Raw genomic sequence first — 20,929 nt, forward strand, 5'->3', positions numbered from 1 at the left:
CCCGGCCAGTGCTTCGTCAGTCGGTGGCGGGCAGCTCGGCCAGGGCGGCCCGCAGGACCGGACCGGCCTGGTCCAGGACCGGCTTGGTCATCATCGAGCCGTGGTCGGCGTCGACCGTGTGGTGCTCGACGTCGCGCAGGAACGGGCTCCACGCCGCCTCGGCGGACCCCAGCTCCGCGACCGACCGGGAGGCCGCGAAGCTCAGGACCCGTCCCTTGTAGCCGTCCGGCGTGGGCGGTCCGAGCACGGTCCCGATGGCCAGTGCCGCGTCCATCAGGGCCCTGCTCTGGCGCTCGCCGAGCACCGCGTCGCCGCCGCTGGTCAGGACCTCCCCGGCGACCCAGTCCACGAAGTCGTCGGTGTCCGCGCCGGCGGTCAGCGCCCGCTCGTAGGGCCGCGAGTCGAACATCACCACGAGGTCCACCTGGCCGCCGGCCGCCTCGATCCGCCCGGCCACCTCGTAGGCGAGGGCGCCGCCGAGGGACCAGCCCATGAGCAGGTACGGCCCGTGCGGATGGGTCGCGGTGATCAGGTCGACGTACCGGTCGGCCAGCTCGGCCAGCGACGCCACCGGCTGGAACCGGCCGTGGCTCTCGGTCGCCTGGATGCCGTGGACCGGCTGGTCGCGGTCCAGGTGGGGCAGCAGCGCCGAGTAGCACCAGGCCAGTCCGCCGATCGGGTGGAAGCAGAAGACCGGCCGGCCGCGGCCGGTGCCGCGCTGCAACTCGATGACGTTCGAGAAGGGGTCGCTCGGGGTGTCGTCGAGCCGGGCCGCCAGGGCCGCCGGGGTCGGCGCCTCGAACAGCGTCCGGATGCTGATCTCGGCGCCGAGCAGGGCGCGGACGCGGCCGATGAGCCGGACCGCCAGCAGCGAGTGGCCGCCGAGGTCGAAGAACGCGTCGTCGGGGCCGACCCGCTCCACGCCGAGGGTCTGGGCGAACAGCCGCCTCAGCGTCGCGGTGCGGCCGTCGGCGTCGTCGCCGGTGTCCGTATCGGCGGCGACACCGGCGTCCGGGGCCGAGGCGGGCCCGGCCGGTCCGTCGGTCCGGCCGGAGCCGGTACCGGGCACCGGCAGGCCGGCCCGGTCCAGCTTCCCGTTCGGGGTCAGCGGCAGGGCGTCGAGGACGACGACCGCGGCCGGAACCATGTAGCCCGGCAGCCGTTCGGCGAGGTGGTCCCGCAGCTCCGACGGGCCGATCCCGGTCCCGGAGGCGGCGTCCGCCGCGAGCACGACATAGGCGACCAAGCGGGTGTCGCCCGGCCGGTCCTCCCGCGCGACCACCGCGGCCTGGGCGACCGCGTCGTGCCCGGTCAGCGCCGAGGCGATCTCGCCCGGCTCGATCCGGAACCCGCGGACCTTCACCTGCTCGTCGGTCCGGCCGAGGAACACCAGCTCGCCGTCGCGGGACCAGGACACGAGGTCGCCGGTGCGGTACATCCGCTCGCCGGGCGCGCCGAAGGGGTCGGCGACGAAGCGCTCCGCGGTCAGCCCCGGCCGGTTCAGGTAGCCGCGGGCCAGTCCGGCGCCGGCGAGGTACAGCTCGCCGGGCGCTCCGGCCGGGACCGGGGCCAGCGCCTGGTCCAGGACGTAGACCCGGGTGTTGGCCAGCGGCCGGCCGATCGGCGCCGCGGCCGCCGGGCGGCCCGGGTCCAGCCGGTGCATGGTGGCGCAGACCGTGGACTCGGTGGGGCCGTAGGCGTTGACGACGCGGCCGAACCCGCGGGCCGCCTCGGCCACCTGCCTGGTGCACGCCTCGCCGGCGGTCACCAGGGTGGCCCCGGCGGCCACGTCGGCGTCGAAGTCGGTGCCGAGCAGCACGGCCGGGGGCAGGGTCGCGTGCGTGATCCGGTGCCGCCGCAGGAAGTCGACCAGGCCGTCGCCGGCCGTGCGGTCCGCCTCCGCGGCCACGACCAGGCAGCCGCCGGTGGCCAGGGCCATCCACGTCTCCCAGACCGAGGCGTCGAAGCTCGCCGGCGCGAACTGCAGCACCCGCGAGTCCCCGTCCACGGCCAGTTCCGCCGCCTGGGACGCGACCATGCTCGGGACTCCGGCGTGCGACACCACCACGCCCTTGGGCCGGCCGGTCGAGCCGGACGTGTAGATGACGTAGGCGGCGTGCGCCGGAAGCAGGGGGCTGATGCGGTCGGCGTCGGCCGGGGCGCCGGCGGGCCGCCGGTCGACCTCCGCCGCGAGCGCCGGGTCGTCCAGGAGGAGCACCGGCGTGTCGGACCCGACCGGCAGCCCGGGGGCCACCGTCCCGGTGCTCAGCACGGCCGCCGGCTGCGCGTCGCCGAGCACGAACGCGATGCGCTCGGCGGGCAGCTCCGGGTCGATCGGCAGGTAGGCCGCACCGGCCTTGAGCACGGCCAGCATGGACACGGTGAGCTGCTCCGAGCGCGGCAGGGCCAGGGCGATCAGCCGCTCGGGGCCGGCGCCGCGGGCGATCAGCTCGTGGGCCAGGCGGCTGGAACGGCGGTCGAGCTCGGCGTAGCTCAGGACGACGTCCCCGAACACCAGCGCCGGGGCGTCGGGGGTCCGGGCGGCCTGGGCCCCGAAGAGTTCGGGCAGCGTCACTCGCGGCACGGATCGGGCCGTGGCGTTCCACCCGACCAGCATCCGGTGCCGCTCCTCGGGCGCCAGGACGGCGAGTCGGCCGACCGGGGTCCGCGGGGCCGCGCCCACTTGCTCGATCACCCGCACCACCCGGTCGGCCAGGTCCTCGGCCGTCGCCTGGTCGAACAGGTCGGCGCGGTACCGGAGCGAGGCGGTGATCGGCGCTGCCGGACTGTCCGCGGCGCCATCGGTGCTGTGCGGTCCCGGCTGGTCGAACACGAACGACAGGTCGAATGGCGCCAGGCCCGGACCGGCGTCCTGCCAGGCGGCCTCCACGCCCGCCAACTCCAGCCCGGTCCACCCGCCGGTCTGCATCGAGACGCTCACCTGGAACAGCGGGTTGACCCCGGGCAGGCGCTCCGGGTTGAGCGCCTCGACCAGGGACTCGAAAGGCACGTCCTGGTTGGCGAACGCCGCCAGGTCGGTCTCGCGCACCCGCTGGAGCAGTTCGGCGAACGTCGGCTCGCCCGCCAGGTCGGTGCGCAGCACCACGGTCTTGGCGAAGAAGCCGACCAGACCGTCCAGCGCCTCGTCGGGACGGCCGTAGGTGGCCGTGCCCAGCGGGATGTCGTCCCCGGCGCCGGACCGCGACAGCACCACCGCGACCGCGGCTTGCAGCGCCATGTACAGCGTGGCGTCGCCGGCGCGGGCCACCGTCGCCAGCGCCGAGGCGGCCGGCGCGGGGATCGCGAACCAGACGATCCCGGCCACGGGAGCGGCGTCGACCTGCCGCGGGCGGTCGAACGGCAGCGGGAGCTGGGCGGGGATGCCGGCCAGGGTCCGCCGCCAGAAGTCGGACTGGCGGGCGGCCAGGCTGGCCGGGTCGTCTTCCCGGCCGAGCATGTCCCGCTGCCACAAGGCGTAGTCGGCGTACTGCACAGGCGGCACCGGCAGGTTCGGGACCGCGCCGCGCCGCCGCGCCTCGTAGGCGTCGGCCAGATCGCGCAGCATCGGCTCCAGCGACCACTCGTCGCAGGCGATGTGGTGCACGACCAGCAGGAGTACATGGTCCTGCGGCCCCAGTCCGAACAGCCACGCCCGGATCGGGAGCTCGTGCGTCAGCCGGAACGGCTCGTCGGCGGCCGCGGCCAGGTCGGCCGCCAGCCGGTCCGGGTCGGTGGCCACGATCCGCAGCTCCGGCCGCGCCGCCGGCCCGGTGAGCACCTGCTGGTACCCGCCGCCGTCGGCGGCCGGGAAGACGGTGCGCAGCACCTCGTGCCGGTCCGCGACGTCGGCCAGCGCGGTGCGCAGCGCCTCGTCGTCAATCGGTCCGGTCAGCCGCAGCGCCAGCGGGATGTTGTAGGCGACGGCGCCGTCGAGCTCGCTGAGGAACCACAGGCGGCGCTGCTCGAACGACATCGGGATCCGGTCCGGGCGCGGCAGCGCGCGCAGTGCGGGGCGCGCCGCTCCGGCGTCCCGCAACCGCTGGACCAGCCGGGCCACCGTCGGCGCCTCGAACAGCGTGCGGACCGTGAGCTGCGCGCCGAGGGCCGTCCACACCCGGCTGGTCAGCCGCATGGCCAGCAGCGAGTGGCCGCCCAGGTCGAAGAAGTCGTCGTCGATCCCGACCCGCTCCAGCCCCAGGACCTCGGCGAACAGGTCGCAGAGTACTTGTTCGGGCACGGTGCGCGGCCCCCGGCCGGCCGTGGACGCCTCGACCTCGGGGACCGGCAGCGCGCGGTGGTCGACCTTGCCGTTGACGGTGAGCGGCACCTGATCGAGCGCCATGAGCGCGGCCGGGACCATGTAGGCCGGCAGGCGGCGGCGCACGAACTCGGTCACCGCGGCGAGGTCGATGTCGCCCGGGACGCCTGGGCCGTCCTGGTAGCCACGGCTGTCCTGGCTGTTTTGGCCGTCCCGGCCGCTCGCGTCGCCCGGCGCGATCGGCACGACGTACCCGACCAGCCGGCGGTCGCCGGGACGGTCCTCGCGCACCACCACCACGGCGTCGCGCACCGCGGGATGCGCGGCCAGCGCGGCCTCGACCTCGCCCAGCTCGATCCGGAACCCGCGCAGCTTCACCTGGCTGTCCACGCGTGCGAGGAAGACCAGGGCGCCGTCGGCGTCCCACTGCACGAGGTCCCCGGTGCGGTACATCCGGGAGCCGGGCGGGCCGAACGGCTCGGCGACGAAGCGGTCGGAGGTCAGGCCGGGATGGCCGAGGTAGCCGCGCGCCACTCCGGCGCCGGCGATGTAGAGCTCGCCGGGCACCCCGGCCCCGACCGGGCGCAGCCAGCCGTCGAGGACGTAGACCCGGGTGTCGTCCAGCGGCCGGCCGATGGGCAGGCGGTCCGGGACGGAGTCGGACGCCGTCAGCGGCCGGTGCGCGGTGGCGTAGGTGGTGGCCTCGGTCGGGCCGTAGACGTCGACGACCGCCAGGCCGGGGCAGGCCTGGAGCACGGTGCGGACCGCGTCCGGCGGGACCGCCTCGCCGCCGGTCCACACTTCGTGGAGGCCGGTCAGGGCGTCGGGGGAGTCGGTCGCGATCAGCCGGAACAGCGCCGTCGTCATGAACACGGCGGTCAGCCGGTGCTCGGCGACGGCGCGGCGCACCGTCCGCGGGTCCAGGTCGCCGGGCGGGAGCACGGCGACCGTGCCGCCGCGGAGCAGAGGCACCCAGATCTCGTACGTCGAGGCGTCGAAGGACAACGGGGAGTGCATCAGCACCCGCTCATGGGCCGCGCCGTCGAAGCGGCTGTCGAAGGCCAGGGCGACGGCGTCCTGGTGCCGGGCGCCCACGCCCTTGGGGGTGCCGGTCGAGCCGGAGGTGTAGACGACGTACAACAATCGGTCCGGGTGGATCCGGCGGTCCGGCGCGGCGGCCGTGACCGGCCCGGCACTCGTGTCAGTGTTCGCCCCAGGGAGGGCACTGGGCTCCGGCTCCGGCGGCTGCGCCGCATCCGGTCCGCCGACCGTCACCAGCGCGCCGTCGTGTACCAGCTGAGCCGTGGCCCGCCACGTCGCGTCGGTGATCAGCACCCCGGCCCCGGCCTCGGCCAGCATCAGGCGCAGCCGCTCGGCCGGCGCCCGCTGGTCCAGCGCCAGGTAAGCGGCCCCGGCCTTGGCCACGGCCAGGACCGCGACCACCGCCTCCACCGACCGTTCCACCAGCACGCCCACGCGGTCCTCGGCCCCCACCCCGAGCCCGGTCAGGCGCGCGGCCAGAGCGTCCGCACGCTCATCGAGCTCCTGATAGGAGACACGGACCTCGCCGCACTCCAGCGCGGTCGCCGACGGAGTCCGCCGCACCACCGCGGCGAACAGCTCCACCACGGATCCGGCCGGGGCCGCGGGGACCGGACCGGCGCCGTGGGTCCGCAGGACGAGGGCGCGCTCGGACCCGGACAGCGGATCCAGCCGTCCGATGACGCGGTCCGGCTCGGCCGCGAAGGCCGCCAGCAGCCGCAGGACCTGGTCGTGCACCCGCTGTGCGGCGTTCCGGTCGTAGACGTCCTCGCGGTAGCCCAGCTCGACGCGCCAGTTCGGGCCGGGGACGACGACCAGGCTGAGCGGATAGTGGACGCCGGCCACCTGCTGGTCGGCTTCGCGCCCGCTGATCCGCAGTCCCGTCGCCGGCTCGGACCCGTCGTTGTCGGGCGCGTTCTGGAAGACGGTGGACGTGTCGAACAGCGTGCCGCGACCGCTGCGCTGCTGGATGGCCGGCAGCCCGACGTGGTGATACGGACTCAGCGCGGCCTGCTGCTTCTGCACGGTGGCCAGCAACTCGGCGAACGGCATGGCGGGATCGAGCGCGACCCGCACCGGGACGGTGTTGATCAGCAGACCGACGATGTCCTCGATGCCCGGGACCTCGGGGCTGCGGCCGGAGACCGTCGCCCCGAAGACGACGTCCGGCTGCCGGGTCAGGCTCGCGAGCACCAGCGCCCAGACCCCCTGGACCAGGGTGTTCGGCGTCAGTCCGCGCGCGCGGGCGGCCGCGACGAGCGCCGCCGTCGCCTCCGGCCCCAGCTCGTCGGCGATCACCCCGGGCAGCGCGGGCAGCGAGGCGTCCACCTCCGGCGCGACCAGCGAGGGTTCCGGCAGGCCGGCCAGGGCCCGGTCCCAGGCGGCCAGGCCCTCCTCGGCGTCCTGGTGCGTGAGCCAGGACAGGTATTCGGTGAACGGCACCGCCTCGGGGAGCTCCGCCCCTTCGTACAGGGACCACAAATCCGCCAGCGCACGCGCGTTGGACCAGCCGTCCCACAGGACGTGGTGGCCGGTCAGCACCAGCAGATGCCGTTCGGGCGCCGTGGTCACCAGCGTCACCCGCAGCAGCGGCGGCACCGCCGGATCGAACCGCTCCTCGCGGTCGCGCCGCAGCAGCTCGGCCAGCCGGGCCCGCTGCTCGTCCGGCGCCAGGTCCGACAGGTCCACCGCACGCCAGGGCAGGTCCGCGCGCGCCGGGACGACCTGCACCAGCTCGCCGCTGCGGCGCGTCACGAAGCCGGCCCGCAGGCTGGCGTGCCGGGCCAGCAGGCCCGCGAACGCCTCCCGCAGGCGCGGCACGTCCAGAACGCCTTCGAGGTCCGACAGCATCTGCGTGGTGTACGGGTCGACGCTCTCGCGGTCGTAGGCGGCGTGGAAAAGCATTCCTTCTTGAAGCGGTGTCACCGGCCACGCCTCGGCGCCGGGGCCGAAGGCGGCCAGCAGCTCCGACCGCTCCTGGGCATCGGCGTCCGCCAGCGGATCCGCCAGGCGGGCGGACGCCCGCGGGCCCGCCGCGTCGGACGGCCGGTCCCGCGCCGCCGACGCCAGTTCCGCGACGGTCCGGCGTTCGAAGATGTCCCGAGGCGCCAGCGGCAGTCCGGACCGGTGGGCGCGGACGGCCAGCTGGATCGAGGTGATCGAGTCGCCGCCGAGCTCGAAGAAGTCGTCGTCGACGCCGACGTCGGCGACGCCCAGAACGTCGGCGAACAGGTCGCACAGCACCTGCTCCGGCACGTCGCGCGGCGGGCGGGCGGCCCCGGACCCGGTGAACTCCGGCACCGGGAGCGCGCGCCGGTCCACCTTCCCGGTCCTGGTCAGCGGCAGCGCGTCCAGCATCACGAACGCGGCCGGCACCATGTAGTCGGGCAGCCGCGTCGCGGCGTACGCACGGAGTTCGGCGGCGTCCGCACCGCCGGAGGAGCCCTGCGATGCCGAGGCCGGCACGATGTACGCGGCCAGCCGCTTGACCCGGGGCCGGTCCTCGCGGGCCACCACGGCGACCTCCCGGACCCCGGGGTGCGCCCGCAGCACGGCCTCCACCTCGCCCGGCTCGATCCGGAAGCCCCGGATCTTGACCTGGTCGTCGGCACGGCCGAGGAACTCCAGGTCGCCCTCGGCGGTCCACCGCACCAGGTCGCCGGTCCGGTACAGCCGGGATCCGGGCGGGCCGAAGGGCGAGGCGACGAACCGCTCGGCGGTCAGCGCGGCCTGGTTCAGGTAGCCGCGGCCCAGGCCCGGACCGGCCAGGTACAGCTCGCCGCGGGCCCCGGGCGGCACCGGTCGCAGAGTGCTGTCCAGGATGTGGGCGCGGCCGTTGGCGACCGGACGGCCGACGTGGGTGCGGGTCCCGGCGGCGATCAGGCTGAACGTCGAGTCGATCGTGCACTCGGTGGGGCCGTAGAAGTTGTAGCTCGGCACCCCGCTCTCGGCCAGCTCGGTCCACAGACCCTCGTCCACCAGGTCGCCGCCGAGCGAGATGAGGCCGGGCCGGTGGCCGGGGGCGGTCAGCAGGCCGGCGGCCAGCAGCTGGGTGGCGAACAGCGGCGTGACGCTCAGCGAGTCGATGCGGTGCCGCGCCGAGTAGTCGATCAGGGCGGCCGCGTCCTTGCGCAGCTCCTCGTCGATCAGGTGCAGCTCGTGGCCGGCGACCATCCGGAGCAGGTCGGCCCAGGCGGCGTCGAATCCGAACCCGGACACCAGGGCCACGCGCAGCCGGCGGCCGCCGGCGGCGACGACCGCTTCGTCCATGTAGCCGCTGTTCTGGCCGTGGTACATGTTCACGACGCCGCGCTGGGTGAGCGCGACGCACTTCGGAAGCCCGGTCGAGCCCGAGGTGTGGATGACGAACGCCAGATGCGACGGGAGCAGCGGACGGACCCGGTCGGCGTCGGTCGGATCGTGCGCGGGCAGGCCGTGCCCGGGCAGCTGGACCTGATCGACGCGCAGCACCGGCAGATCCCCGGGCGGCGCGTGGTCGGCGTCGGTCACCATCGCCGCCGGGCGCGCGTCGGCGAGCATGGCCGCGACGCGGTCGGCGGGCCAGCCCGGCTCGACCGGCAGATAGGCGCAGCCGGCCTTCAGCACGCCGAGCCAGGCCACGACGGCGTCGGCGGTCCGCGGCAGCAGCACCGCCACCAGGTCGTCGGGCCCGGCGCCGCGGGCGATCAGGGCGTGGGCGAGCCGGTTCGCGCGCTCGTTGAGCTCGGCGAAGCTCAGCTTCCCGTCCGCGGCGACCACGGCGGTGTCGTGCGGGGTGGCCGCGGCCTGGGCCTGGAACAACGGCGGCAGCACCGCTTCGCAGTCGACGCCGTCCACGCCGCTGTAAGCGTCCAGGACCGCGTGCTCGGCCGCGGTCAGCAGGTCGATCCGGCCGGCCGCCCGGCCCGGGTCGGCGGCGATGATCTCGAAGACCCGCCGGGCCCGGTCGGCCAGGGCCCGGACGAAGCCGGCCTCGAAGGCCTCCGGCCGAAAGCTGAGCTCGATCCGCACCCGATCGCCGGGGAACACCTCCAGGCTCAGCGGGAAGTGGGTGAAGCCCTCGTCCTCGTCGGCGTCCCGGCCGCTGATCGACAGGCCGGCGGCCCGGAGCGACCGGTCGTCGCCCGGTCCGTTCTGGCAGACCGTCGAGGTGTCGAACAGCCGGCCGTGCCCGGTCCGCCGCTGGAGCGCGGGCAGCCCGACGTGGTGGTGCGGCGTGAGCGCCACCTGCTGCCGCTGGATCTGCGCGAGCAGGTCCTCCAGCGGCTGGGCGGGATCGACCCGGACCCGCACCGGGACGTTGTTGATCAGCAGGCCGACCATGTCCTCGACGCCGCGGATCCCCGGCGGGCGGCCGGAGACGGTCGCGCCGAAGACGACGTCCGAGGAGCCGGTCAGGTCCGCGAGCAGCAGGGCCCACATTCCCTGCATCAGAGTGTTGAGGGTGAGGCCGCGTTCCCGCGCGACGTCGAGCAACGCCGTGCTCTCCGCCTCGCTCAGCTCGGCGACCACCCGGCCCGGAGTCCCGGACAGCGCGCCGTCCAGGCCGGGCGCGACCAGCGTCGGCTCCTCCAGCCCGGCCAGCGCCTCGTCCCAGACCGCGAGCGAGGACTCGGCGTCCTGCCGCGCGAGCCAGGACAGGTACCCGCTGAACGGCACCGCCTCGGGAAGCTCGGCACCCTCGTACAGCGACCACAGGTCCGCCAGGGCCCGATTAGTGGACCAGCCGTCCCACAGGACGTGGTGGCTGGTCACCACCAGGAGATACTCCCGCGGCGCCGTCGTCACCACCGTCACGCGCAGCAGCGGCGGCGCCGCCGGATCGAACCGCTCCCGCAGGTCCCGCCGCAGCAGCGCGGCGACCTCGTCCCGGCCTCCGTCCGGCGCCAGCGACAGGTCCACCTCGCGCCAGGGCAGCTCCACCTCCGCCGGGACGACCTGGACCACCTCGCCGTCCCGGCGCGTCACGAATCCGGCCCGCAGACCGGCATGCCGGCGCAGCAGGTTCGCGAACGCCTCCCGCAACCGCGGGACATCCAGCGCACCGGTGATCCGAAAGGGATGCTGCACCAGGTACGGGTCCGCCGCGCCATGGTCGTACGCGGCGTGGAACAGCAGGCCCTCCTGGAGCGGGGTCACCGGCCACACCTGGACCCCCGGCCCGAACGCGTCCAGGATCTCCGAACGCTCGCGCGGGTCCGCGTCGGCCAACGGATCCGGTACGTCCTCCGCCGCCCCTGAGGGCTCCGCCTCGCCGACCGGCACCTCGTCCGCGACCGCGGCCAGCTCGGCCGGCGTCCGAAGCTCGAAGACGTCGCGGTACTCCAGCAGCAGGCCGGCGCGGCTGGTCGCGGCCAGCAGCCGGATCGAGGCGACCGAGTCCCCGCCCAGGTCGAAGAAGTCGTCCTCGGCATCGACCTCGGCCAGGCCCAACACCTGCGCGAACAGCCCGCACAGCAGCTCCTCGCGCCGGCGGTGCGCCCGCGCCCCGGCCGGATCCGAGTCCTGAATCGCGGCGCCGAACGCCTCTGACTCAGTGCTCTGCGATCCAGTGCTCTGCGACCCGTTGCTCCGCGACCCGGCGGTCCGCGGCTCGGCGGGCTCCGGCAGGTCGGCGACGCGGCTGGCCTGGTTCATCTCGTCCCCTTCTGGAAGCGGTCTGCGGCACGGACAGGGATTCGGCGGTCAGAGCCGCACCCGGTCGAGCGGCTGCCCGGCCGACCCCGGCGCCCGGCGGCCGACGATGACCTTGCGCAGCCAGCGGTCGGTACCGTCGTGGCGGGCCTTGAACGAGTCCCGCCCGTGCACCACGCTCCGGTTGTCCAGAACCAGCAGCGTCCCCGGCTGCGCGACCAGCGGCCGCCGCACCCGGTCGAGCTCGGCCAGCAGCGCCGACAGCGCGTCCTGCGCCTGCGGGTCCTCGCCGGCACAGGACATGAACGGGGTGTCCAGCCGGATGAACGGATGGTCCGGATCGCCGAAGAGGACCGCGACCGGCTGCGGCCGGTCGCGCATCTCCAGAGCCCGCAACAACGCCGGATCACCGGGGGCGCGCTGCTCCAGCTGCCTGATGTGCTCGTGGTCCGGGACGATGTGGTACCGCGGCTCCGTCAGCACCCGCCGCTGGGACCCGCTCAGCCGCACATCGCGCAACGCGGAGACGAACGTGGGCACGGCGTCGCGGTTGCGCAGGCCGAACAACAGGAGGTAGTCGGGGGAGTCGGGACGGAACGCGTCATCGGTGTGCAGGCTCAGGAACGCCTCGCTGCCGTGCCCGCTCTCCCGGCGCTCGTCGCCCTTGATCGGCAGGATGTCCTGGACCAGGCGGCCGCACTGGAGCGTCGCCCACGCGAACGGCTCGCCGAGGGTCCACCCGCACATGGCCAGGTAGAGGTCCGGAAGCAGGGTCGCGTCCCGGCCGTCGGCCCGCTCCCAGTGGCCGGGCGTCGGCCCCAGCGCCGCGTCGTCGACCGGGAACCCGCTCACCACGCACGCGGTGGAGTCCTCGGCGTCGCGGAAGCCGGACAGGAAGCGGCGCACCCCGCGGGGCAGCAGCTCGTGGCAGCCGCGGTACTTCTGATAGAAATCCGGGTCGGTCGGCGACAGTCCGCCCCCGCCCAGCTCGTCCAGCACCACCCGCAGGTCGTCGACCTCGGCCGCGCTCAGCGGGTACTCGTCGGTGCGCACAATGGTTGCCTGACCTTTCTCGAATGCTCGCCGACCCGCTACCGGCGGCCGGACCGGGCGGCCACCGCCGTCCCGCTGTCGGAGGTCATGGAACCGGCGATCTCACCGCCGTCGATGACGAGTTCCTGACCGGTGATGAACCGGGCCGGGGCCGATGCCAGGTAGTGGAAGGCCTCCGCGATCTCCGCCGGCTCCGCGTGCCGTCCCGCCGGAATCCGCGCGTTGACGTCCTCCAGCATCTGCGGGGTGTACTCGGCCAGCTGCATGGGTGTCAGCACGGCGCCCGGCGATACGCACGCCACCCGCACGACCGGGCTCAGCTCCACCGCGAAGGTGCGGCACAGCGCCGCGATCCCGGCCTTGGTGGCGTTGTAGTCCGCGTAGTAGGGGAAGCCGCGGTGTCCGTTGACCGAGGCGGTGGCCAGCAGTACCCCGCCGCCGTCGGCCACCATCAGCCGCGCCGCGGCCTGCCACAGCCCCAGCACGCCGAGCAGGTTGACGTCGACGACGCGGCGCGCCTGGTCCCAGGCGATGTCCAGGACCCCGTGGCGGACGCTGATCCCGGCGTTGGCGATCGCCACGTCGATCCGGCCGTGTTCGTCGTGTACGTGTGCGATGGCCCGCTGGACGGCGGACCAGTCCGCGACGTCGGTCTCCAGCCACCGGATCCCGCCGGCGTCCGCCGCGAGGTCCGCCGCGAGGTCCGCCGCGAATTCCGGCGAGAAGTCCGGCGGCGCGGTCACGTCCAGGTTGTAGACCTGGTCGCCGGCCCGGGCGAACCTCTCCGCCGTGGCGCGTCCGATCCCGCTCGACGCGCCGGACACCACAACGATGCGCATGGCCGTGCTCCATCCTGACGACTGATCGACGACGGCCCGGCCACTGCTTGGCCATGGCCCGGCCGCTGCCCGACTGCCCGGCGAATCCGAGGACCGGTGCGATTGCCCGGCCGCAATTCATCGTCGCCGGTGGCGGCGCGCCGTCACAGGCAGAACCGGCGGCGATTAGCCGTCGTACCCGGCAGTGCCGGCCGCGCGGCAGGCAACTGACAGGCAACCGGCAGCAATCAGCGTTCGCAGCGGGGGGCGGTCCCGGGCCGCCGGGCCGGGTCGGTCAGGGGGCCGGTCACGCGGCCGGTCACACGGTCGGTCACAGGGTCGGTCGCCGGTTCGGTCCGGGGGCGGGTCACGCGGCCGGTCACCGGGCCGGTCACCGGGTCGGTTGCCGGGTCGGTTGCCGGGCCGTCTGCCGGGCCGCCCGCCGGGTCCTCGCGGGCCCCGGAGTCCGCCAACAGGGCCCTGACATGCCGCAGCATCCGGTACTCGTAGCTGCGGCCCCGCTTCACCTCCAGCAGCGAGGCGTCGACCAGATCGGCCAGCAGCTCCATGGTCTGGGCGACGGTGAACCCGGCGGCCACCGCGTCGCCGACGTCCAGGGCGGCGCCCTCCGGAGCGTTCGCGAGCCGGGCCAGCACCTGCTGGTGCCGCTCGTCGAGCAGGTCCAGGCTCCACCGCAGGCTGTCCTCGACGCCGCGCTGGTGCGGCAGCACCGAGGTGTCCGTGGAACCCAGCAGCGCCATCCCGTGCGGATGGGACAGCAGGAGCGACAGCGGTGTGGTCCGCAGCCGGTGCGCGGCGAACTCCAGCAGGCGCGGCAGGCGGTCCAGCCGCGCGGTGAGCTCGGCGAGCCGGGGCTGCTCGTCGGAGAGGTCCAGGGCCGGGCAGCTCATCGGCACCCGCTCGGTGAGCAGCTCCACCGCGGCCTCGGCGGACAGCGGCCGCAGCTCCCAGATCCTGGTGCCGTGCAGCGGGCAGGCCCGGCGCGAAGTGACCAGCACGTGCAGCCGGGGATGCTCGTTCAGCAGGCGGTTGACCACCGCCGGCACCGTGGCCGCCAGGTGCTCGGCGTTGTCCAGGACCAGCAGCAGGTCCGGGCGGTCCGGGCCGTCGGCGCCGGCCAGCAGGTCCTGCACCGCCTCCATGGCGTGCTTCACCGCCGACTCGGGATCCAGGTCCTGCTCGCGGGGGACCGAGCCCAGCTGGACGACGGCCACGCCGTCGGCGAACCGCGGGCCGACGTTCTCCGCCACCGCCAGCGCCACCCGCGACTTGCCGGCCCCGCCCGGGCCGGTGACCGTGACCACCTGGTTGGCGAGCACCAGATCGGCCAGTTCCCGCACCTCCTGCGCACGGCCGACCAAGGAAGTGTGGGGCGGCCGCGGGCCGCGCCAGGCCCCGGTCCCCGGCCTGATCCGGTCCAGCGGCGCCCGGTGCACGTGCCGGTGCTCGGGGTCGAGCACGTCGAGCAGCAGGTCGACCGATTTGCGCCGCGGTCGCTCGATGAGACCGCATTCGACGTTGCGGATGGTCCGGACGCTGACACCGGACCGGTAGGACAGTTCCTCCTGGGTCAGGCCCCGCTGGATGCGCAGGTGCCGGAACGCCTCTTGGTTCAACGTCGGTTCAACCCTTCTGTCACCGAGTGGACGCGTGGTCAGTCCGATCAGAACTGGCGCACGCGGTAGTGAGACCGTCCATGGACCGCCGGCGGCCTCCGTGGAACACGGAAACGCCGGCGCCGTCCGGGGAGCCCGGGGTCCAGGGGGCACCGCCGTGTCGGCGCCGCCGTCTGACCGCCGAAAAGAACGGGAATCATGTTTTGATCCGAACTCTGATGATTGTTGCCCGCCCGGCTACCGGTGCCCTATCACCGGGCTATGTCCGAACCCGCACTCCCGCCCACTGGCAGCCTTGTGTCCCGGCGCCGCGCGAGGGCGCCGGGCGAGAGGATCCCCGTGATAGCGCGCGAGTAGCCGTCAGCGACGGTGCAGGCCACCGGTATCCGGCATGATCGAACCGGGCGGCATTCCGGGTCTGCGACCTCGGAAACCGGCCGGCAACAGGTCCGGCCGGGACGAGCCGGTCGAGCCGGTCGAGCGAGTCGAGTCAGTCGAGCGAGTCGAGTCGGTCGAGTCGGTCGAGCGAGTCGAGCCGGTCGAGTCAGTCGAGTCAGTCGAGTGAGCAGCGCATGCACCACGCCGTGTCGGCGTTGTCGCCGAGCAGGTGGAAGCAAGGGTTCCGGGCTCCGACGGCGTCCGGCGGATAGAGCTCCAGGGCGGACTTGAACCGTCCTTCCGCCTCCTGGAACCGGCCGCGCCGCAGCGCGAGGTGCGCGAGCCCCTCCTCGGCCCGGGCCTCGGCCGAGCGCAGCACGGGCTCCGCGGCCTGGCGGGCCGCCTGGCGGAAGGACGTCTCCGCGCCCTCCAGGTCACCGCTGTCCAGACAGGCCTCGCCGATCGCGCACAACGCCGCGCACGCGACGTCCGGCATGCGGTCCTCCCAGGCCATCGCGAGCGCGGTCCGGCCGTGGTCCAGCGCCTGCCGCCGGTCTCCCCGCAGCCGGCGGGACACCGCCAGCCAGGCCAGGGCGGTGGCGGTGATCCGGCCCTCGCTGCCCTGGTGGCCGCGCTCCAGATGCCAGGCCGCGATCAGCCGGTCCTCGGCCTCGGCCAACCGCCGGTCCTGGAGCAGCAGGCACCCGACGGTCAGGTGGTCGAACGCCTGGAGCAGCGGAGCGTCGAGCGCCGTGTGCGTCGCCAGCGCGCGTTCCAGGTGCTCCAGGCCCTCGGCGCTGTGGCCGGTCGCGCGCGCGACGACGCCGAGGTGGGTGTGGATCGTCGCGAGGATCTCGTCGCCGGCTCCGAGCACCTCGCCGACCTCCTGTGCCTGCCGCAGAGCACTGCGAGCCTCGGCGAACCGCTCGCCGTGGATCATGACGATGCCCAGCTCGATCAGCTGGTACATCTCGGCTTCCCAGTCGTGGCCGCGACGGCTCAGTTTCCGCGCCGCGGTCAGGCTCGCCACCGCCGGGTCCACCAGGAACCGCTCGCGCTGGACCAGGGCCATGCCCATGAGGCAGAGCGCCTCGCCCTGCACGTCCGCGACGCTGCGGGCCCGGGCCGCGGCCTGCTCGAACAGCTCCAGGGAGTCGTCCGGATAGTTGCGCATCCGTAAGTACGGCTGGAGCGCGCAGACCATCCGCCATGCCTGCTCCGGCGGACTCCGGCGCAACGCGGACCTCGCAGTCGCCAGGAGGTTGGCGCCGTTCTCGGACAGCAGGTGCCGGGCCCGGCCCAGGGTCGTCGGCGGGGTCTGGCCGTCCGCGGCCTGGGACTCGGGGACCTTCGCCCAGGGGCCCTGGGCCAGCCCCCGGCTCCACTGCATCGCGCAGCCGGTGTAGAAGTCCACGAGGCGATCGTGGGCGCGTTGCGCGTCGGCCTCGGAATCCATCTCCGAGCAGAGCTCGGCGGCGCACTCGCGGACCAGGTCGTGGAAGTGGTAGTGCCCGAGGCGGTCCTGGAGGATGAGGTTGTCGTCGAACAACGCCTCCAGCCCGGCCAGCGCCGAGTCCTCGTCCAGGTCCGCGATGGCGGCGGCGGCGTAGGTGTCGAAGGTGCGTCCGGGGTGGACGCTCAACAGCCGGAACAGCCGGGCGTGCTCCTTGCTCAGGTGCCGGTGGGACAACGCCAGCGCCGCGCCGACTCCGGCCTCGTCGGTCTCCAGGACCGACGGCCGCTGGCCGGAGCTGCGGAGCAGCCGCACCAGGTGGGGCAGGGTCCAGCTGGGCCGCTCGCGGAACCGCGCGGCGCCGATCCGGATGGCCAGCGGGAGCCGGCCGCACAGGTCGACGACCTCGCGCACGCCGGCCACGTCCTGCGCCAGCCGCTCCGCGCCGGCGATCCGCATGAACAACGCCGTCGCGTCCTCCTGGGCCAGCGGCCCCAGGTACACCGACGACGACCCGACGAGGGTGACCAGGCGGCGCCGGCTGGTCAGCACCACCAGCGACCCGCCGTCCCCCGGCAGCAGCGGCCGGACCTGCTCCACGTCCACGACGTTGTCCAGCAGTATCAGGGCCCTGCGTCCGGCCAGCTGGGCCCGCCACAGCGCGCTCCTGGTGTCCAGGTCCGGCGGGACGGCGTCGCCGGGCACGCCGCTCTGCCGGAGGAGGATGCCCAGGGCCTCGGCCGCGCCGAGCGGACCGGAGGCGACGGAGAACCCGCGCAGATCGACGAAGTACTGCCCGTCGCCGAACCCCGCGGCGACGGAATGCGCGAACCGGACGGCCATCGCGGTCTTCCCGACGCCGCCCATCCCGGTCACCGCGACGATGAGCAGCTGCGACGGGTCCGCCGCGGCGGCGAGCTCCACCAGCTTCTTGAGCTCGTCCCGCCGTCCGGAGAAGTCCCTGGTGTCGTGCGGGAGGTAGCGCTTGGCCGGGCGCGCCGCGTCGGCGGTGAAGCCGTCGTCGGGGAAGCCGTCCTCGGCGCCGGCGGATCCCGCCGGCCCGCCGCCGGCTCCGGCCGGGAACTCCGGCGCCGCGCCGACGGCCGGCTCCGGTCCGCCGTGCAGGATCCGGGCGTGCAGTTCCTGGAGCTTGCGCCCCGGATCCAGACCGAACGCCTCCGCCGATTCCCGGCGCCAGTTCTCGTAGACCGCGAGCGCGTCCACCGAGCGGCCCGACTGGTGCAGCGCCGACATCAGCGTGGCCCGCAGCGACTCCCGCAGCGGGTACTCCTCGACCAGCTGGATGAGCTCGCCTACCACCATGGCCCCGTCCCCGGCGGCGATCCTGAGCTCCAACAACATCTCGGTCGCGGCGATCCGCTCCTCGGTCAGACTCAGCGCGACGCTCTCGAAGTAGTGTCCGGTGAGGAAGGACAACGGCTCGCCCCGCCACAAAGCGGACCCCCGTTCGAGGGTCCGCGCGGCCTCCTCGGGCCGGTCCAGCGCCGTGAGTTTGCGGGCTTCCTGGACGCCCGCGCGGAACACTTCGAGATCGACCCGGTCGGCTCCGACCACGCACAGATACCCGGACTTGGCGGTGACGATCTCCACCCCGCGCCCGGTCGGGATCCGGCTGCGCAGCCGGCTGACCGTCGTGTGCACCTGCTGGCGGGCGGACCGCGGCGGCCGGTCCCACACCACGTCGACCAGCCGGCCGATCGGCACCACGGTGTTGGGACTGAGCGCGAGGGCGGCCATCACCCGGTCGGAGCGGGCGCCGCCGATGTCGACGGGAACGCCCCCGACGGTGACCCGCGGCGGGCCGAGCAGCTGGATCTCGGCGTCCATGCGTTCCCCCGTCCCCAGGCGGGACACTGGATACCCTCACCGCCCCAACACATGTAGGACTACCGGTCTATAAGTCCTGATTAAACATCAGGCTTCTACCGATAGCCACCACGAGGCATACGATCGGGGGACCGCTCCAGGCGGGAATCAGACCGGATCCAGAACGGGTCCAGAACGGGTCCAGGCCGGGTTCAGGCCGGGTTCAGGCCGAGTGTGCCGGGACGGGATCGGTCTGGCCCGGCTCGGGGGCCGGCACCCCGCGGGTGATCAGGTACAGCGATCCGGCGGCCATCAGCGCGGTCATCGTGCCGAGCAGCACCCGGAAGTCGACCACCGCGATCAGCGCCGCGCCGAGGGCGATGGCGGCGGTCTGGGGGACGGCGATCATGACGCCGACGGCGGAGCCGGTCCGACCCATCAGCTCCGACGGCGTGTTGCGCTGGAGCAGCGTCATCAGCCCGGCGATGATCCACGGCAGGCAGACGCCGATCGACATCACGCCCAGGCCCACCACCCACACGGACGGAACGCAGCAAGCTGCGAAACCGAGCCCCGCGGCGCCCATTCCCAGGGCTATCACGTGGCTCTCGCCGAGCCGGCGGGTCAGCCGTCCGGTCAGCAGGCCCGCGACGATGGCGCCGACCCCCTGGACCGAGGAGATCACGCCCAGGAAGGCCGGCGGCCGGTGCAGCCCCTGGTCGACGATGGCGAACATCACCGACTCGGAGAACCCGAACGCGAGCACCGCCACCATGACCGCCGCGGTGGCCTGGCGCAGGACCAGGGTGTCCAGGACCTGCCGTACCCCGGCGGACAGCTCGGCGGTGAACCGCGCCTTCTCCGGACGCGGCGCGGGCGCCTCCTCGTGGATGGAGATGGCGCGCAGGAGCAGCGCCGCGAGCGCGAAGGTGGCGACGTCGCCGATGACGAGCGGCCTGATGCCGTACTGGGCGAGCACCCCGGCCCCGATCAGCGGAGCGACCAGGCGCAGACCCTGGAGCACGGTCTGGATCAGACCGTTGGCCTCGGCGAGCTCCTCGTCGGGGACCACGGTCTGCGTGTACGCGGTCAGTGCGGTGCCGGTGACGTTGCTGAGCAGGCCGTAGCCGAACATCACCAGGTAGATCAGCCAGACCCCGCCCCGGTCGTGCACCAGCAGCAGCGGCAGCACCGTCAGCGCCGTGACCGCGTTCAGCCCCATGATCAGCGGCCGGCGGCGGACCCGGTCCACGAACACGCCGCCGACCGGGCCGAACAGGCTGCCCAGGATGAAGACGAAGAAGGACAGCCCGGCCGCGGAGTTGCTGCCCGTCAGCTGCTTGATCCAGATGCCGAGCGCGAACCACATGATGTTGTCGCCGAGCATGTCGACGAAGCGCGCGAGTACGAGCAGACGGATGTCGCGGTGGCCGAGCAGGGCCTTCATGGCGTCAGTCGCCTTTCGTCCGGGTGGCGTCGAACGGGAACGTGAACTGGATGAGCTCGATCGGCGAGCTGTCGGCCGGCCGCAGGCTCGGGTCCTCCAGGCGCTCGTGGTACCGGAACAGCACGGCCCGCAGCTCCTCCTGGAACTTCTCGGCCTCCTCGGGGGTGAGGTAGAACACCGTCTCGGACACGCCGGTGATCTTCCGCCAGTCCTCGGGGAAGCCGTGGCGCAGCGCGTTCACCTTGGCGAGCCGGCTGAGCGACCGCTCCCAGAGCAGGGAGCTGAGCGCGTCGACCGCGATCTGCGCCTCCGGCGCGGCCGTGCCGCTGTCCCCGAAGCTGAAGCCGATGTGCGCCCGCCTCCAGGGCCGCCGCCGGCCGGCGCCGCCCTCGGTCTCCTCCACGAACCCGTACTTGGCCAGGGTCCGCAGGTGGAACGCGCAGTTGGTGGGTGACTCCCCGACCATCTCCGAGACCTCGGTCGCGGTCAGCGGCTCGCGCCGGGTGAGCGCCTCCAGGATGGCCAGCCGGGTCGGGTGCGCGATCGCGCGCATGGCCTTGGGATCGGTGAGTTCGCGGTGCGGGCGCTCGTCGGAAGACACGTTTCGAAACGCTACGCTCGAAACGGTTCTTTCGAAAGGGGTCGCAGGATATTGCCCCGGATGACGTGCTACCGGAGTGGCTCCGAAGGGCGGGAGCGACTGAAGTGTCGGGTGCGACGGATGCGGTGGAATGCGCGGAGCCCGCGAGATGCTCAACTCACCGTAGGGTGAGTATTCGGCAGAGGAGCGGAGAGCGATGACGGCGCCTGAGCGCACAGAGAAGGCCATTCTGGCCGGCGGTTGTTTCTGGGGAATGCAGCAGCTGATCCGGCGCGAGCCGGGAGTGTTGGAGACGCGGGTCGGCTACTCCGGCGGTGACGTGCCCGACGCGACCTACCGCAACCACGGGACGCACGCGGAGTCCATCGAGATCGTCTACGACCCCTCGCAGACCGACTACCGGACGATCCTGGAGTTCTTCTTCCAGATCCACGACCCGTCGACGGTGGACCGGCAGGGCAACGACATCGGCACCAGCTACCGCTCGGCGATCTTCTACCTGGACGACGAGCAGCGGCGGATCGCCCTGGACACCATCGCCGACGTCGACGCCTCCGGCCTGTGGCCGGGCAAGGCCGTCACCGAGGTCGCGCCGGCCGGGCCCTTCTGGGAGGCCGAGCCGGAGCACCAGGACTATCTGGAGCGCTACCCGAACGGGTACACGTGCCACTTCCCGCGCCCGGGATGGAAGCTGCCCCGCCGGGCCGCCTGAGCACGCAAGGCCCGATGCGGCGGCGTCCGCCGCACCGGGCCGTACAGACGACGGTGGCCTCCCCGCGAGA

Annotated in this window: 8 protein-coding genes; 1 reads left to right on the forward strand and 7 read right to left on the reverse strand. The window is 73.8% G+C overall.

Annotation, left to right across the window (positions count from 1 at the left end):
- Positions 1–16 precede the first annotated feature (16 nt).
- The 7 genes from ABD481_RS06325 to ABD481_RS06355 all read right to left on the reverse strand — a co-directional run bounded on the left by ABD481_RS06325 (position 17) and on the right by ABD481_RS06355 (position 20,147).
- Positions 17–10,936 (reverse strand): amino acid adenylation domain-containing protein, encoded by a 10,920-nt coding sequence (locus ABD481_RS06325; protein ID WP_344664570.1) that lies wholly within the window; start codon positions 10,934–10,936, stop codon positions 17–19.
- 48 nt (positions 10,937–10,984) lie between these two features.
- Complete coding sequence (locus ABD481_RS06330; protein WP_344664571.1) at positions 10,985–11,986, reverse strand: TauD/TfdA family dioxygenase; 1,002 nt, start codon at positions 11,984–11,986, stop codon at positions 10,985–10,987.
- Positions 11,987–12,024: 38 nt separating this feature from the next.
- Positions 12,025–12,825, reverse strand: a complete 801-nt coding sequence (locus tag ABD481_RS06335) for an SDR family NAD(P)-dependent oxidoreductase (RefSeq protein ID WP_344664572.1) — start codon at positions 12,823–12,825, stop codon at positions 12,025–12,027.
- Between the two features lie 227 nt (positions 12,826–13,052).
- On the reverse strand, positions 13,053–14,441 hold the full coding sequence (locus tag ABD481_RS06340) for an ATP-binding protein (RefSeq protein ID WP_344664573.1): 1,389 nt from the start codon (positions 14,439–14,441) through the stop codon (positions 13,053–13,055).
- 553 nt (positions 14,442–14,994) lie between these two features.
- Positions 14,995–18,120 carry an AfsR/SARP family transcriptional regulator gene (locus tag ABD481_RS06345; RefSeq protein WP_344664574.1) on the reverse strand — a complete coding sequence of 1,042 codons (3,126 nt, stop codon included), beginning with the start codon at positions 18,118–18,120 and terminating at the stop codon, positions 14,995–14,997.
- 202 nt (positions 18,121–18,322) lie between these two features.
- Positions 18,323–19,546 carry an MFS transporter gene (locus ABD481_RS06350; RefSeq protein WP_344664575.1) on the reverse strand — a complete coding sequence of 408 codons (1,224 nt, stop codon included), beginning with the start codon at positions 19,544–19,546 and terminating at the stop codon, positions 18,323–18,325.
- 4 nt (positions 19,547–19,550) lie between these two features.
- Positions 19,551–20,147: a winged helix-turn-helix domain-containing protein gene (locus ABD481_RS06355; RefSeq protein ID WP_344664576.1), complete on the reverse strand. Its 597-nt coding sequence runs from the start codon at positions 20,145–20,147 to the stop codon at positions 19,551–19,553.
- 196 nt (positions 20,148–20,343) lie between these two features.
- On the opposite strand from ABD481_RS06355, the gene msrA reads away from it, so the two are divergent.
- On the forward strand, positions 20,344–20,859 hold the full coding sequence (gene msrA / locus ABD481_RS06360; protein ID WP_344664577.1) for a peptide-methionine (S)-S-oxide reductase MsrA: 516 nt from the start codon (positions 20,344–20,346) through the stop codon (positions 20,857–20,859).
- Positions 20,860–20,929 lie beyond the last annotated feature (70 nt).

Source organism: Catenulispora yoronensis, assembly GCF_039531695.1.
Lineage (GTDB): Bacteria > Actinomycetota > Actinomycetes > Streptomycetales > Catenulisporaceae > Catenulispora > Catenulispora yoronensis.